Genomic DNA, 14,648 nt, shown 5'->3' on the forward strand with positions numbered 1-14,648 from the left:
GCGGGGGGGCCGTCCCCCTGATTGCCCCCGCCGATCGCGGCATGCTCGGCGAATTCCGCGCCAACGGCTACGCGACGTTCCTCGCCCGGCCGGTGCGCGGCGAAACGCTGCTGCGCGTGCTGTTGACCAGCCATGTGCCGGCACCCGCCGAGCCGCAGCCGCAACCGCGTGGCGCCGTGTCCGTCCGCCGCCGCGACCAGGGCCTGTCCGTGCTGATCGCCGAGGACAATGACATCAACGCGATGCTTGCCCGCGCCACGCTTCTCAAGGCCGGACATCGCGTCAAGATCGTCGGCAACGGCAAGGCCGCGGTCGAAGCCGTCACCGATGCCGGCCTCAAGCATCGTTTCGACGTCGTCCTGATGGACCTGCACATGCCGGTGATGGACGGGTTGGACGCGATCGCCGCCATCCGCCGCCATGAGGAAGCGCTTGCCGTGCCGCCGATCCCGATCATGGTGCTTTCGGCCGACAGCCAGGAAAAGACGCGCCACACCGTGCTGGCCCATGGCGCCAGCGGCTTCGTCACCAAGCCTCTCGACCCCGATGCGCTCGTCCAGGCGGTCGAGAGCCAAGCTGCTGCGTAACGAATTTTTTAAGCTTTCCCGAACGCCTTGGATTGCTTGGCTTTCGCAGCGATAAGATAGCCGGTTGAGGGTATTGCCCAGCCGACGAAGTATTGCCGGGCTCGCCGTATCACGGTACTGTCACAATCCTGTTGCACCTACACCGTATCCCCGTGCCAAGAGGGATGGCTCGAAGGAGAATCACTCGTGCATACAGTCATGCCTGAATGCGATACTCGGCCGAACGCCAGCGCCCTGCTCGGCGCGCGTGCTGTCGACGCCGTCGCAAGCGGCGCACCGCTGGGCCGTATCGGCAACCTTGAAGTGCGGCTCGCCCGCAACGAGGCCGAGATCGCCGCCGCCCAGGAAGTGCGCTATCGGGTATTCTATGACGAGCTTGGCGCGAGGAAGGATCTGTTTCAGGCGCAGGACCGCCGCGATGCCGACCGTTTCGACCCGCTCTGCGACCATCTCCTGGTGCTCGACACCTCGCTTCCCGGCCCGGAGCATCGCCGCATCGTAGGCACCTATCGCCTGCTGCGGCAGGAGATCGCCACGGCCGCGGGCGGCTTCTACTCCGAGGGCGAATTCGAGCTGACCAAGCTGGTCGCGCGCCATCCGGGCCAGCGCTTCCTCGAGCTCGGCCGCTCCTGCGTGCTGCCGGAATACCGCTCCAAGCGGACCATCGAGGCGCTCTGGCAAGGCATCTGGGCCTATATCAACCACTATGGCATCGGCGTGATGACCGGTTGCGCCTCCTTCCACGGCACCGTGCCGGCCGCGCATGCCGAGGCGCTTACCTATCTCGCCCATCATTGCCGCACCGACAAGGCCTGGGATGTCCGGGCGGTGGCCGGCCGCTACTGCTCGATGGACCTGATGCCGATCGAGGCGGTCAACGCCAAGGCGGCGATCGCCGCCATGCCGCCGCTGGTCAAGGGCTATCTGCGCGTCGGCGCCCGCATCGGCGACGGCTGCGTCATCGACCGCGAATTTTCCACGGTCGATGTCTTCGTCGTCATGCCGGTCAAGGAAATCGGTGCCCGCTACGTCAACTACTATGGCGGCGAGGGACAGCGTTTCGCGGCGTGATTTCAGTGAATGGTGAATGGTAGTAGCCAGCGGAGCTGATTCACCGCACCGAGATCTTCTCACTATTCACTATTCACTATTCACTATTCACTACTCACTACTCACTATTCACTATTCACTATTCACTCCCTCACGGAATATCCTCCGGCCTTCGCCCGGGCCGGCTCTTATAGGCCGGGAACGACCAGCCGAATTTGAGCGCTCCGCCGCGCACCAGGAAAGCCGCCGCGAAGCCGAGCAGGCTGGAGACGAGCGCCGGCAGTCCGGCAAGATCGCAAAGCGTGAAGAGAGCGGCACCCGCGAGCGCCGCCGTGACATAGATTTCGGGTCTCAGCAGCACGGAGGGCTCGCCGGCGAGCAGGTCGCGCAATATGCCGCCGAAGGTCGCGGTGAGCACCCCGGTGATGACGGACACGACCGGCGAGCCGGTGATCGCCAGGCCCTTTGCGGCCCCCATCACCGCGAAAGCGGCAAGCCCGATCGCATCGAGCCAGAGCAGCAGTTTGTAGCGGGATTCGACGCGATGGGCGCTGAAGAAGACAAGCACCGCGACAACGGTGCAGATCAGCACATAGCCGCTGTTGGCGACCCAGAACACCGGCAGGTTGAGGATGACGTCGCGCAACGTCCCGCCGCCGATGCCGGTGACGCTGGCCAGAAACAGGAAGCCGATGATGTCGAGCTCTTTGCGCGACGCGGCAAGCGCGCCCGTCGCCGCGAAGACGGCGACGCCGGCATAGTCGAGCAGCTCGATGGGATTCATGGTGAGCGAATAGTGAGTAGCGAATAGTGAGTAGCAGTGAATAACACGAAGCCGTGCGATTGGTACCGGCTTCCCTACTCCCTACTCGCTATTCCCTACTCACTCCACTTACGCATCCTTCTCGGCCTGCTCGTTCACCGGGCCCGGCTCGACCGGCGCCTCGGCCGCGGCGGCCTTCGGGCCGCCCTTGGAGACGCCGACCATCGCCGGTCGCAGCACGCGCTCGCCGATCGAGTAGCCGGGCTGCACGACCTGGACGACGGTGCCGGCCGGAACGTCGGGGTTGGGCACCTCGAACATCGCCTGGTGGAAGTTCGGGTCGAACTTCTCGCCTTCCGGCGCAAGCTTCTTCACGCCGTGCCGCTCAAGCGCCGACAGCATGGCGCGCTCGGTGAGGTCGACGCCCTCGATCAGCGCCTTGAAGCCGGCATCGCCGGAGGCCTTGGCCTCTGCCGGAATGGCATCGAGCGCGCGGCGCAGATTGTCCGACACCGACAGCATGTCGCGCGCGAAATTGGCCACCGCGTAAGTGCGCGCGTCATGCACGTCGCGCGCCGTGCGGCGACGCAGATTCTCCATTTCGGCTGCTATGCGAAGCGCCCGGTCCTTCAGTTCCTCGTTTTCCTTCAGCAGCCGCACAAGCGCTTCATAGTCGCCGTCGACGCCGCCTTCCGCACGCTCGCCGGAAGCCTGATCGGCTTCAATTTCCTCGGGCGCGCGTTCGTCTTTTGCCTGGTCGCTCATCGCCGTTTCCCGTCATTCGGATTGGTTTGGATTTGCGCCCGATATCGAGGTTTGAGGGCCAAAAATCAAGGGGCAAGCACCGATGGCGGCCTTCCCCAATCATTCCAAATTAATTCAAATTTTACCGTACCGGACAGCTTTGCTTGCTTCCGAAGGCCGACGCGGGAACCATTGCCGGCCTGCAGGAGTTTCGAAGCCGACACAGGATTTTGGGACAATGACCGGCAACAAGAACCATAAGCGCGCCGAGTTGGCCGCCGATATCAGGCGGCAGGTGGGCACGGAAGCGACGAAACGCTTTCTGCGTACGCTGCCGGCGTTTCGCCTGGAGAAAGAAATGCCCAAGCACTTCAGGGAATTGCTCGACCGCCTCGAAGGGGCCGAGGCGGAAAAGGTGGGCGGCGAGCGGCATCGATAGCCGCATGCCGCCCTTGTGACGTTCGCGCTGAGGCGGAGCCGGCTAGGCCGCCTTGCGTTCGTCGCGCATAAGCGCTTCGCCATGGCGGATTTCGGTTCCGAGCACCTTCAGGCACTCCCGCATGAAGGCGGCAAGGCCGGCCATCCCCTTGCCGACACCAGATCGCTGCAAACAGGCGCATGGAAGCGTTTCTGGCTTCCGCCTGGTTTCCGAAAACGAGATTCTTGGTCCGACCAAATCTGCAGGCCCGCTTCGTTTCTATCAGACGAGGGCCTGTCGACTGCGTTCAGGGGGGCGGCGTCAGCCCGGACGCTTGCGCCGCCAGGAATATTTCGGGCCCTTGGCTTCCGGCTCCACCGCCGGCTGATAATAGACCGGCAAGCCGCCGGTGCGTCCTTCCTCAAGCCGCTTCAGGAGCACCGGATTGGAGACCTCGAACTCGTCGAAGCCGAGCCGCAGCATATGCGGCAGCTGGTCGACCAGCACCTGACCTGTAGCGCGGACCGCGCCCTTGAAGTTATGCCGGGCGCGCAGCAGCTCGCCCTTGGAGAAAGAGCGGCCGTCGTTGAATGCCGGGAAGGCGAGCGCCACCAGCGACAGCTGGTCGAGCAGGCCGATGATCTTGTCGAGCTCGTCGCCGGGCAGCAAGAGCACGCCGATGCGTTCCCTGGCCGACTTGCGGGTTTCGTCATCGAGCCCGAGGAAAGCCTGCAGCGGCAGGATGAAGCGGCCGTTGCCGGCCAGCGCCTCGGCGCTCTCGGCGTGGGTCCATTCATCCTCGCGGAAACCCTTCGGGGTCCAGAGGCGGGTCGCCGATGTCGTCGGTTCAGTCATTAAAATTCCTAAAGCCCTTAAAGAGTCCAAGGGTATGTCGCTATTCAGGTCAGGCCGGTCGAGAAACCGTGGCTCCCGAAAACCGGAGCGGAGCGTACTTGAAGTACGTGAGCACCGGAAGCCGCCGTTCGCAGGCCGGCCTCACCCTAGCGACATACCCTAAAGAGATGCGTCGGTCAGCGACTTTTCCAGCCCCGACAGGTGGATGCCGCACTCGGTCTTGGCGTGACCTGCCCAGCGGCCGCTGCGCGCGTCCTCGCCAGGCTGTACCGGTTGCGTGCAGGGGAAGCAGCCGATCGAGAGATAGCCATAGGCCACCAGCGGATTTTCGCGCAGTGCATGGGCGCGCATATAATCGGCCTGATCGGACGTCGTCCAATGCGCCAGCGGATTGATGCGGATGCGCGAGCCGACCGCCTCGAAGACCGGGAGTGCCGCGCGCGTCGAAGCCTGGAAGCGCTTGCGCCCGGTGAACCAGGCGCGGAACGGCTCGACGCCGCGCGCCAGCGGCTCGACCTTGCGCACGTTGCAGCAGGCATCGGTATCGGTTTCGTGGAGCCTGCCGGTCGGATCGATGCGTTCAAGCGCCGCTTCCTCTGGCTTGATCACCCGGATATCGGTCAGGCCGAAATCGGCGACGAGCGCGTCACGGTAGCCGAGCGTCTCCTCGAAATGCTTGCCGGTGTCGAGGAAGATCACCGGCAGCGAGCGGTCGATCTCCGAGATCATGTGCAAGAGCACCGCCGAATCCGCGCCGAAGGACGACACGGCGGCGACCTCGCCGCGGAAGAATTCGCGCGCCGAGCGCTCGATGATCTCGATCGGCTTCAGATGGCCGAGCAGCGCGTCGAGCCCCGCCGCTTCCGCGGCAACGCCGGCCTCGACGTCGACTATACGGTCAAGCGGCCTTGGTTTCGCCAGCATACAGCGCCTCCTTGAACGGCGCGGGACCGACACGGCGGTAGGCGTCGATAAAACGTTCATCGGGACTGAGCCGAAGGCCGAGATACGTGTCGACGATCTGCTCGATGGCGTCGGTGATCTCTTCCGACGAAAAGCCGCGGCCGATGATCTCGCCGACCGACGTGTTCTCGTCCGCCGAGCCGCCGAGCGTCACCTGGTAGAGCTCGGAGCCTTTCTTCTCGACGCCGAGAATGCCGATGTGGCCGACATGGTGGTGGCCGCAGGCATTGATGCAGCCGGAGATCTTTAGCTTCACCTCGCCGATCTCGCGCTGCCGCTCCAGCGAGGCGAAGCGGCGCGAGATTTCCTGGGCCACCGGGATTGAACGCGCCGTTGCCAGCGCGCAATAGTCAAGGCCCGGGCAGGAGATGATGTCGCTGATCAGGTTGGAATTGGCCGTCGCCAGCCCGATCTCGACCAGCGCGTCATAGACCGCCTTGAGGTCGGCGCGCGCCACATGCGGCAGGATCAGGTTCTGCTCGTGGCTGACACGCAACTCGTCGAAAGCGTATTTCTCTGCGATGTCTGCAACCGCTTCCATCTGGCTGTCGGTAGCGTCGCCAGGCACCTCGCCGATGCCCTTCAGCGAAATGGTCACCGCCGCATAATCTGGATGACGGTGGGTCACGACATTCTGGTCGAGCCATTCCGAAAAGCTCTTGGAATCGAGCCGCGCCTGCTTCACGAGATCGTCGCCTTCCGGCCGGTCAGGCAGTGCCGGCGGCGCGAAATAGGTGTTGATCGCCTTGATATCGGCTTCCGGCAACTTCAGCTCGGCATCCTTCAACTCCTGCCATTCGGCCTCGATCTGGCGGGTGATTTCCTCCACGCCGGTCTCGTGGACCAGGATCTTGATGCGCGCCTTGTACTTGTTGTCGCGGCGGCCATAGAGGTTGTAAACGCGCAGGATCGCCGTGCAGTAGGAGAGAAGATCGGCTTCCGGCAGGAAGTCGCGGATCTTCTTCGCGACCATCGGCGTGCGGCCCTGGCCGCCGCCGACATAGACGGCGAAGCCGAGCTCGCCGGCCGCGTTCTTCTTCAGGTGCAGGCCGATGTCGTGCGTCTGGATGGCAGCACGGTCGCGCTCCGCGCCCGTCACCGCGATCTTGAACTTGCGCGGCAGGTAAGAGAATTCCGGATGCACCGAAGACCACTGGCGCAGGATTTCCGCATAGGGGCGCGGATCGGCGACCTCGTCGGCGGCGGCCCCGGCAAAATGGTCCGCGGTGACGTTGCGGATGCAGTTGCCGCTGGTCTGGATGGCGTGCATCTCGACGCTCGCCAGATCGGCGAGGATCGCGGGAATATCGGACAGCGCCGGCCAGTTGAACTGGATGTTCTGGCGCGTGGTGAAGTGGCCGTAACCCTTGTCGTATTTGCGGGCGATGTGGCCGAGCATGCGCAACTGCCTGCTGTTCAGCGTGCCGTAGGGCACGGCGATGCGAAGCATATAGGCATGCAATTGCAGATAGACGCCGTTCATCAGCCGGAGCGGCCGGAACTGGTCCTCCGTGATCTCGCCGGCAAGCCGGCGCTGCACCTGGTCGCTGAACTCGGCGACCCGGGCGTGAACGAAATCTTGGTCGAACTCGTCGTAACGGTACATGCTTCGTCTTTCAGGGCGCGTCCGCCCGCCTTCCCATGTTCTATGCCGCCCGGGCAGCTTCCGGGCTCGCCTGCTTGCCAAGGTCGGTTCGAATGGTCGGACCCGCGGCACGGATTTTTTCGCGCAGCCGAACCGGCTCGGCCACACCGTCGATCACGGTCACGTCGATCAGGTTGACGTCGACCACTTCATTGTTGGCGGCGGCCGCGGCGCCGATGGCCTCCAGCCGGGCCTCCGCCGCCTTGTCATGGGCGATGTCGGCATGGCCGACCGTCTCCGCCCAGCCGCCATCGGCATACCAGACGGCGATGCCGTCGGAGAGCCTGTTCGCGGTCAGAACCTTCATTGCTGAACTCCTTCGGCCGTAATCTTGGCCGCTTCTTCTTGCCCTACATCGTAATGTCTACGTGCCGCGAGCGGCTCGGATCGTTCGAAATTGGCGCCGGCGACCGCATCGCCGATGATGGTCATGACCGGGCCGGTGAGATCCGCGCGCGCTTCGAGCGACGGCAGGTCGGCCAGCGTGCCGTGAAACCGGCGGCGATTGCTCAGGCTTGCATTCTCGACGACGGCGACAGCAGTGTCGGGCGACAATCCGGCTTCGATCAGGCGGCCGGCGACTTCGGCGGCGACCGAGCGGCCCATATAGACCGCGACGGTGGCGCCCGAGATGGCGAGCTTGGCCCAGTCGGGCAGCGAGTTGCCCTTGAGGTCATGGCCGGTGGTGAACACCATCGAGGACGTGACCCCGCGCAGCGTCAGCGGCAATTCGAAATCGGCAGCGGCGGCGAAGGCTGCGGTGACGCCCGGAACCACCTCATAGGCGACGCCGGCTTCGCGCAGCGCGGCCATCTCCTCGCCGGCCCGGCCGAACACCAGCGGATCGCCGGACTTCAGCCGCACCACGCGCTTGCCGGCGCGGCCAAGCTCGATGAGCAGCGCGTTGATCTCTTCCTGGCTCTTGGAATGGCAGCCCTTGCGCTTGCCGACCGGCAGGCGCTCGGCGTCGCGGCGGCCCATGGCGATGATCGCCTCCGGCACCAGCGCGTCATAGACGATCGCGTCGGCCTCCATCAGCAGGCGGTGGGCGCGCAGTGTCAAAAGGTCTTCCGCGCCCGGACCGGCGCCGACCAGCGCGATATGGCCCGCCGCCGGCGCATCCGAAGCCAGAAGGTCGAGCGCAGCCCTATGCGCCTTGTCGAACTCTCCGGCTTCAACCGCCCTGGCCGGAGCGCCGGCAAAGAAATCGCTCCAGAAGCGGCGGCGGCGATTGCCCTTCGGCAGCCGCTCAGCAGCAGTGCGGAACGACGCCGCCAGGGCGGCCAGCCGGCCGAGCGAAGGCGACAGCAAGCGATCTATGCGGGCGCGCAGCAGTTGCGCGAGCACCGGGCCGGCGCCCTCGGTGCCGATGGCGATGGCGACCGGCGCGCGGTTGACCAGCGCCGGAGTGAAGAAATCGCAGAGTTCCGGCCGATCGACGGCGTTGACCGGGATGCCCAACCTGCGCGCATCTTCGGCGACACGGCGGTCGAGCGCCTCGTCGCCGCTGGCGGCAAATACCATGGCTGCGCCTTCGATCTGCGCGGCATCATAGGCGGCGGCGATATGGACGGCGCCGGCGGTGGCGATGAAACTCAGAAGTTCGGGATCGGCGTTCTCCGCGATGACGCGCAGCACAGCGCTCGACTGCGCAAGCAGCCGGGCCTTGGCCAGCGCCTCCTCGCCGTTGCCGACGATGGCCACGGCTTCGCCGTCGACCCGCAGGAAGACGGGAAAGGCATTGAGCTTGGCGTTGGTTGGCGACATAGCGATAAGCGTTACAGGAACAGTCTGGCAGTTTTATGCGAGCGCGGCAAAAACCAGAAGGCAAGCACTCGCGCATCCCCCGATGACAGGCAATCGCTTTTTCGCAACCGCGAAAGGCAGGAGAAAAAAATTCTACGCCGCAGCTTGAGGTGGGCCAGACACCTCGCGCGGCGCCCATTGATCCAGGGTAATTTTTAGCGTCGCCCACTCAGCACGGCAAAATAGTTTTTTCTAATTTCTACTAAGTTAGTAGATTAAAAGCCATACGCTCGCCAGGCAGCCGATGATGCGCTTTGCAAGAGATGATCGGGCAGTCTTCGCTGGCTGGAACAATCACGCTCGGCGGCACGTTTGGCTAATGATCTTATCCCGCCGACAGGCCGCATTTTGAAGCCTGATCGACAGATTTGGAAGCTGAAAAGGAGGAGCGCGATGGGCATCAAGCTGAAACACGGTCTTTGGGTCATCGTGGCTGACGGCGAGAAAGCGCTTTTTCTCCGCAACGAGGGCGACACCAAATATCCAAACCTGCAGGTCGTGCACGAGATGGAGCAGGAAAATCCTGCCACTCGTGAGCAAGGCACCGACAAACCGGGCCGATACGCCGAAGGGCCTCGCAGCGCGATTGAAGAAACCGACTGGCATCGCCTCGGCAAGGAGCGTTTTGCTGACGATATTGCAGAGCAGCTCTACAAGCTTGCGCACCGGGGTGAGTTCGAAGAGATTGTGCTGATTGCGCCGCCGCAGGTGCTCGGTGAGATGCGCCAGAAACTGCACAAGGAAGTCAGCGAAAAAGTGCAGGCCGAGATCCCCAAGACGCTCACCAACCACACCGTCTTCGACATCGAGAATCTGCTCAAAGCGGCCTGAAAGCCACATGGCGTGAGCTATCGAACGCGTGCCGGGTTGATGCCGCGCGGCAGGCTCACATCGGTTGAGTCTTTTCTGCCCTCGGTGCGCTGATTTCCGCGCGCCGAGGTTGCATCAAGGCTGTACTCCCCACCATATTGCAAAGGGCGGCGGCCTCGGGCGGCGCTTATCCGACATTGCAGTTTCTGAAAGGCGCTCCATCGACAATGCCGCATGACACGCCCCTTATCGCCACCATCGTCGCCGGTTTGGGGCTTGCCTTCGTCTTCGGAGCACTAGCCAACCGCTTCCGCATCCCGCCGCTCGTCGGCTATCTGGTAGCCGGCGTCCTGGTCGGGCCGAACACGCCGGGTTTCGTCGCCGACGCCGGGCTCGCCAACGAACTCGCCGAAATCGGCGTCATCCTGCTGATGTTCGGGGTCGGCCTGCATTTCTCGCTGAAGGACCTTCTGTCGGTCCGCGCGATTGCCGTGCCCGGCGCCGTCGTGCAGATCGGCTTCGCCACGTTGCTCGGCGTTGGGCTGGCCTGGCTGCTCGGCTGGTCCTGGGGAGCCGGCCTTGTCTTCGGCCTGGCGCTCTCGGTCGCATCGACCGTCGTGCTGCTGCGCGCCATGCAGGAGCGGCGGCTGATCGAGACCGAACGTGGCCGCATCGCTGTGGGCTGGCTGATCGTCGAGGATCTGGCCATGGTGCTGGCGCTGGTGCTGCTGCCGGCGCTCGCCGGCGTGCTCGGCGGTCAGCCGCAGGCAGACGACCATGCGAGCCTGCTCTCGCTGCCCGCTAGCTACGGCATATCGGGCGTGGTCGGCATGACGCTCGCCAAGGTCGCCGCCTTCGTCGTCGTCATGCTGGTCGTCGGCCGCAGGGTCATCCCCTGGATCCTGCACTATGTCGCCCATACCGGCTCGCGCGAGCTGTTTCGGCTCTCGGTGCTCGCCATCGCACTCGGCGTCGCCTTCGGCGCGGCGAAACTGTTCGGCGTCTCGCTGGCGCTTGGTGCCTTCTTTGCCGGCATGATCATGAGCGAGTCCGAGCTCAGCCACCGGGCGGCCGAGGAATCGCTGCCGCTGCGCGACGCCTTTTCCGTGCTGTTCTTCGTCTCGGTCGGCATGTTGTTCGACCCGTTCAGCCTGGTCAGCAACGGCCTGCCGATCCTGGCGACGCTCGCCATCATCGTCATCGGTAAATCGCTCGCCGCCTTCGTCATCGTCATCGCCTTCCGCTATCCGATCGCGACAGCGCTGATGATTTCGGCCAGCCTCGCCCAGATCGGCGAATTCTCCTTCATCCTGGCCGAGCTCGGCGTCGGGCTGAAGCTGTTGCCGGAGCAGGGCCGTGACCTGATTCTGGCCGGCGCCATCTTGTCGATCCTGCTCAACCCGCTGATGTTCCTCATCGTCGACTGGATGAAGCCGTGGCTGGAAAAGCGCGCAAGCAAAGCTCCCGAAGAGGCAAAGCCGATCGGCCCGGCGACCGAACTAGGCCAGGTGGCTTCGGCGGCGGCTCCGGAAAAGGTGGACGGCCCGCCGCCGCGGACGGCGCAGACCGGCCATTCCATCCTGATCGGCTACGGCCGTGTCGGCAGCCTCGTCGGGGCGGCACTGAAAGAAGCCGCCCTGCCCTTCCTGGTCATCGAGGATGCCGACAAGACGCTGGCCAAGCTCAAGGCGGATGGCGTCGAAGCGGTGGCCGGCAATGCCGCCAATGCGGACGTCTTCGCGGCCGCCAATCCCGAGGGTGCCGAACGGCTGATCCTCGCCATCCCCAATGCCTTCGAGGCCGGGCAGGTCGTGCTCAGGGCCCGCGCCGCCAATCCCGGCATCAGCGTCATCGCGCGCGCCCATTCCGATGCCGAGGTCGAGCATTTCAAAGGTCTCGGCGCCGACACGGTGATCATGGGCGAGCGTGAAATAGCACGCGGCATCGTCGAGGTGGTGACGGGCATGGCACCCATTCGGCCGGATGAGGTCGCTGCCGAGATCAAGCCGCGGCCTGCTTGATGTGCGCGTCCGCGCGCGGGCTGGTCGGACAAGCGATAAATGCGGAACCGCCGTTTTGGGCGATATCGCTGAGGTATTTTGCTGGCGGCTTGCCCAGAGCCTTCTTGAACATGGTGATAAAGGCCGTGACGGATTCATATCCGAGGTCGCCCGAGACCTGCTGCACGCTGGCGCCCGAGGCCAGTTCTCTCAGCGCAACGATCAGATGCAGCTGCTGGCGCCAGCGTCCGAAGGTCAGCCCTGTTTCCTTGACGACGAGGCGCGCCAGGCTGCTCTCGCTGAGCGCCACGCGGTTTGCCCATTCCGCCAGGGTGCTGCGATCGGCCGGATCCTCGGCCAACGCTTCAGCGATCCGTCCCAAGCGTGGCTCGGACGAGATCGGCAGATGCAATTGCTGCACAGGCATACGCGGCAGCTCAGCGAGCAAAACCTTGCCCAGGAAACCGCCTCTTGGCTCGTCCGGCGCGCATTCCGACAATTCGATGATCAGTTCGCGCAGCAGGGGCGAGATCGAAAGCGTGCAGCACCGGTCCGGCAGATCGGCAGCTCCGGGCTCGATGTAGACGAAGAAAATTCGTGCGTTGGCCGTCGCGATATTGCTGTGCTTCATGGTGCTCGGCACCCACACACCGCAATGCGGCGGCACCATCCATAGGCCGCTCGGAACACGGCATGTGACACCACCTCCCAGCGCGAAGACGAGTTGTCCCTTGCGGTGCCAGTGGTCGGGCACCTCTGCCCTGGTCTCGCTCACGTCGACGCGCACGGCGATCGCCGGCGCAAGCACGTCATCGACATCGAAATCTGGCCACGGCCAGCGGAGAGGTTGTCTCATCATTGCCGGTTTTTAGCGATTGAATGCCATAATAGCTGAATTCTTGAAAAGGGGAAATCGTTTAGGCTCAGATTTGCGCACGACAATCAGCCAAGAAGGTACGGTCCCCATGCTCGCTCTGGTCACGTCTCACGACAGCGCCGCCGGACTGAGGCTCGCCGAAGTCGAGGAACCTCAGCCTCACGCGAACGAGGCGCTTGTCTCGGCCCACGCAACCTCGTTGAACCGCGGCGAACTGCGCCTGCTCGCCATACGCCCGGACGGTTGGATACCCGGCCAGGACATCGTTGGGGTGGTCGAACGGGCGGCTGCTGATGGCTCCGGGCCAGCCGCAGGCACCCGGGTCGCGGCTTTGGTCGACCAGGCCGGCTGGGCTGAACGTGTCGCCGTTTCAACCGACCGTCTCGCCATCCTGCCGGATGACGTCAGCTTGGTTTCCGCCGCCACGCTTCCGGTCGCGGGCACGACGGCGCTGAGGACTTTGCGCCACGGCGGCGACCTGGCCGGTCAGCGGGTCCTGATCACCGGCGCAAGCGGCGCGGTCGGTCGTTTCCAGATCCAGATCGCCCGCGAGCAGGGCGCGTCGGTGACCGCGATCGCCGCCTCCCGTCATGTCGAGGATCTCCGTGGGCTGGGAGCCGAGCAGGTTGTCGAGTCGATCGATCTGGCTAAGGGGCCGTTCTCGCTGATCACCGAGTCGGTCGGCGGCGAAAGCCTTGCACACGCGATCGAACGTGTCGCATCCGGCGGGATCATCGTCATGTTCGGTTCGAGCAGTGGCGAACTTACGCCGATTGGCTTCCGCCAATTCGTTCCGGGCCACGAGGGAGCGAGGCTTCAGACTTTCGCGTACTATACGTCCGGCTCGGGCATTGGCGCCGACATCGCCTCGCTGCTCGCTCTGGTCGCGGCTGGCCGGCTGGAAACCCGCGTGGCATTGACCCTGCCGTGGACGGACATCGCCCAAGCCCTGGACGCGCTGCGGCAGCGCAGCTTCAGCGGCAAAGCTGTTCTCATCGTAGCCGGATGAGGCCCTAGCCTGAAGTCGGCCGTCTCACACGTGCTGGCCGCCATTGATGTGGATTTCCGAGCCGGTCACGTAAGACGCCTGGCCCGAACACAGGAAGAAGATGATGTCGGCGACTTCCGAGGTGGCGCCGAGGCGCCTGAGCGGGATCGTCTCGACGATCTTGTCGGTGCCGGGCGAAAGAATCGCCGTGTCGATCTCGCCCGGCGCGATCGCGTTGACGCGAATGCCGTGCGGTCCGAAATCATGCGCCATCTCGCGCGTCAGCGAGCCCAGTGCCGCTTTCGATGTCGCGTAGGCCGTTCCGGCGAACGGATGCACGCGCGTGCCGGCTATCGAGGTGACGTTGACGATCGAGCCCTTGGCCGCGGCCAGTTCCTTGAACAGGCCTCTCGCCAGCATGATCGGCGCGAAGAAATTGACCTGGAACACATCGCGCCAGACATGCATCGGCGTCTCGATCGAATTCATCCGGCCGCCGTCCTTGAGCTTCGGCGAGATGCCGGCATTGTTGACCAGCGCGTTGAGCTGGCCGCCATGCGCCTCCAGCCGATGGCGGATTTCCGAGACTGCAATGCCGACATCCTCCTGGTCGGCAAGATCGACCTTGATGTGGTCCTCGGGGCCGGCCGGCCACGGACAATCCTCGGCGAAGGCCTGTCGCGAGCAGGTGATGACGCGCCAGCCCTCGCGTGAAAAGCGTTTCACCGTCGCATGGCCGATGCCGCGGCTGGCGCCGGTGAGCACGATGGTTTTTCTGCTGTCGATTTCGGCCATGGCTTGATCTCCGGCCGGACATGTAGCCGAAGGCGCCAGCCATTGCGAGAGGCGAAGTTGCCGTGGACCATGATCCCGAGAAGTGGATCCGGTTTTCGGACAGGATCATGGTCGAACAAGAAACGAGAGCCCCATCCCGATCCCATCGGGATGGATCAGGCTCTAACCGCCGCTCAGGATGTCGAGTATCGAGGTCTGCCGCCGCTTCTTCGGGCCGCCGACATCGCCAGGCGGCACCGGATGCCCGACCGACGCGGTGGTGCCGCCGTCGCTGGGCATATCGAAACCGTCGGCATCGACCGTCTGGGCCGGACGCGCCTGGCGGGCAGGCGCCTGGGCGACAGGCG

The 14,648-nt window shown here is 64.5% G+C and carries 16 protein-coding genes and 1 pseudogene; 6 read left to right on the top strand and 11 right to left on the bottom strand.

All coding sequences use genetic code 11. The features are described 5' to 3' along the window. Window positions 1–587 (top strand): response regulator (locus DH10_RS23270; protein WP_192385389.1); only part of this gene is annotated, 587 nt, incomplete at its 5' end. Window positions 588–773: 186 nt separating this feature from the next. Next, window positions 774–1,658 carry a l-ornithine N(alpha)-acyltransferase gene (olsB, locus tag DH10_RS23275; RefSeq protein WP_312891297.1) on the top strand — a complete coding sequence of 295 codons (885 nt, stop codon included), beginning with the start codon at window positions 774–776 and terminating at the stop codon, window positions 1,656–1,658. Window positions 1,659–1,788: 130 nt separating this feature from the next. Here olsB and DH10_RS23280 read toward each other — a convergent pair whose 3' ends face one another. Then, complete coding sequence (locus tag DH10_RS23280; protein WP_192252145.1) at window positions 1,789–2,421, bottom strand: trimeric intracellular cation channel family protein; 633 nt, start codon at window positions 2,419–2,421, stop codon at window positions 1,789–1,791. 108 nt (window positions 2,422–2,529) lie between these two features. Next, complete coding sequence (grpE, locus tag DH10_RS23285; RefSeq protein ID WP_192252142.1) at window positions 2,530–3,165, bottom strand: nucleotide exchange factor GrpE; 636 nt, start codon at window positions 3,163–3,165, stop codon at window positions 2,530–2,532. A 217-nt stretch (window positions 3,166–3,382) separates the two neighbouring features. Between grpE and DH10_RS23290 the strand changes: the two genes are divergently transcribed. Next, window positions 3,383–3,583 carry a hypothetical protein gene (locus DH10_RS23290; RefSeq protein ID WP_192252139.1) on the top strand — a complete coding sequence of 67 codons (201 nt, stop codon included), beginning with the start codon at window positions 3,383–3,385 and terminating at the stop codon, window positions 3,581–3,583. Window positions 3,584–3,625: 42 nt separating this feature from the next. On the opposite strand, the pseudogene DH10_RS37975 reads toward DH10_RS23290, so the two are convergent. The 6 genes and pseudogenes from DH10_RS37975 to cysG form a co-directional block, all read right to left on the bottom strand. Further along, window positions 3,626–3,747: pseudogene (locus DH10_RS37975) on the bottom strand (protease); the annotation flags it as partial. Between the two features lie 136 nt (window positions 3,748–3,883). Continuing rightward, window positions 3,884–4,417, bottom strand: a complete 534-nt coding sequence (locus DH10_RS23300; RefSeq protein ID WP_192252136.1) for a DUF934 domain-containing protein — start codon at window positions 4,415–4,417, stop codon at window positions 3,884–3,886. 159 nt (window positions 4,418–4,576) lie between these two features. Beyond that, window positions 4,577–5,341 (bottom strand): phosphoadenylyl-sulfate reductase, encoded by a 765-nt coding sequence (locus DH10_RS23305; protein ID WP_192252133.1) that lies wholly within the window; start codon window positions 5,339–5,341, stop codon window positions 4,577–4,579. After that, entirely contained in the window at window positions 5,316–6,986 is a 1,671-nt protein-coding gene (locus DH10_RS23310; RefSeq protein WP_192252130.1) for a nitrite/sulfite reductase, read from the bottom strand. Before DH10_RS23310 ends, DH10_RS23305 begins: the two co-directional genes overlap by 26 nt. Before the next feature lie 40 nt (window positions 6,987–7,026). Continuing rightward, complete coding sequence (locus tag DH10_RS23315) at window positions 7,027–7,332, bottom strand: DUF2849 domain-containing protein (protein WP_192252127.1); 306 nt, start codon at window positions 7,330–7,332, stop codon at window positions 7,027–7,029. After that, window positions 7,329–8,792 (bottom strand): siroheme synthase CysG, encoded by a 1,464-nt coding sequence (cysG, locus tag DH10_RS23320; protein WP_192252124.1) that lies wholly within the window; start codon window positions 8,790–8,792, stop codon window positions 7,329–7,331. The genes DH10_RS23315 and cysG overlap by 4 nt, the downstream gene beginning before the upstream one ends. Before the next feature lie 432 nt (window positions 8,793–9,224). Between cysG and DH10_RS23325 the strand changes: the two genes are divergently transcribed. Both DH10_RS23325 and ybaL read left to right on the top strand, forming a co-directional pair. Then, a complete protein-coding gene (locus DH10_RS23325; protein WP_192252121.1) occupies window positions 9,225–9,662 on the top strand; it encodes a baeRF12 domain-containing protein in 438 nt (145 codons plus the stop codon). Between the two features lie 206 nt (window positions 9,663–9,868). Then, complete coding sequence (gene ybaL / locus DH10_RS23330; RefSeq protein ID WP_246506291.1) at window positions 9,869–11,662, top strand: YbaL family putative K(+) efflux transporter; 1,794 nt, start codon at window positions 9,869–9,871, stop codon at window positions 11,660–11,662. On the opposite strand, the gene DH10_RS23335 is transcribed toward ybaL, so the two are convergent. Beyond that, complete coding sequence (locus DH10_RS23335) at window positions 11,643–12,497, bottom strand: AraC family transcriptional regulator (protein WP_192252107.1); 855 nt, start codon at window positions 12,495–12,497, stop codon at window positions 11,643–11,645. The genes ybaL and DH10_RS23335 overlap by 20 nt on opposite strands. Before the next feature lie 109 nt (window positions 12,498–12,606). Here DH10_RS23335 and DH10_RS23340 point away from each other — a divergent pair, with 109 nt between their 5' ends. Then, window positions 12,607–13,527, top strand: coding sequence for a zinc-binding dehydrogenase (locus DH10_RS23340; RefSeq protein ID WP_192252104.1), 921 nt, complete (start codon window positions 12,607–12,609; stop codon window positions 13,525–13,527). A gap of 24 nt (window positions 13,528–13,551) precedes the next feature. On the opposite strand, the gene DH10_RS23345 is transcribed toward DH10_RS23340, so the two are convergent. Together DH10_RS23345 and DH10_RS23350 are read right to left on the bottom strand one after the other, a co-directional pair. Next, on the bottom strand, window positions 13,552–14,301 hold the full coding sequence (locus DH10_RS23345) for an SDR family NAD(P)-dependent oxidoreductase (RefSeq protein WP_095813579.1): 750 nt from the start codon (window positions 14,299–14,301) through the stop codon (window positions 13,552–13,554). 162 nt (window positions 14,302–14,463) lie between these two features. After that, a partial coding sequence (locus DH10_RS23350; RefSeq protein ID WP_192385390.1) for a hypothetical protein occupies window positions 14,464–14,648 on the bottom strand: 185 nt, incomplete at its 5' end.

The sequence above is a fragment of the Mesorhizobium silamurunense genome (assembly GCF_014843825.1).
Classification (GTDB): Bacteria; Pseudomonadota; Alphaproteobacteria; order Rhizobiales; family Rhizobiaceae; genus Mesorhizobium; species Mesorhizobium silamurunense.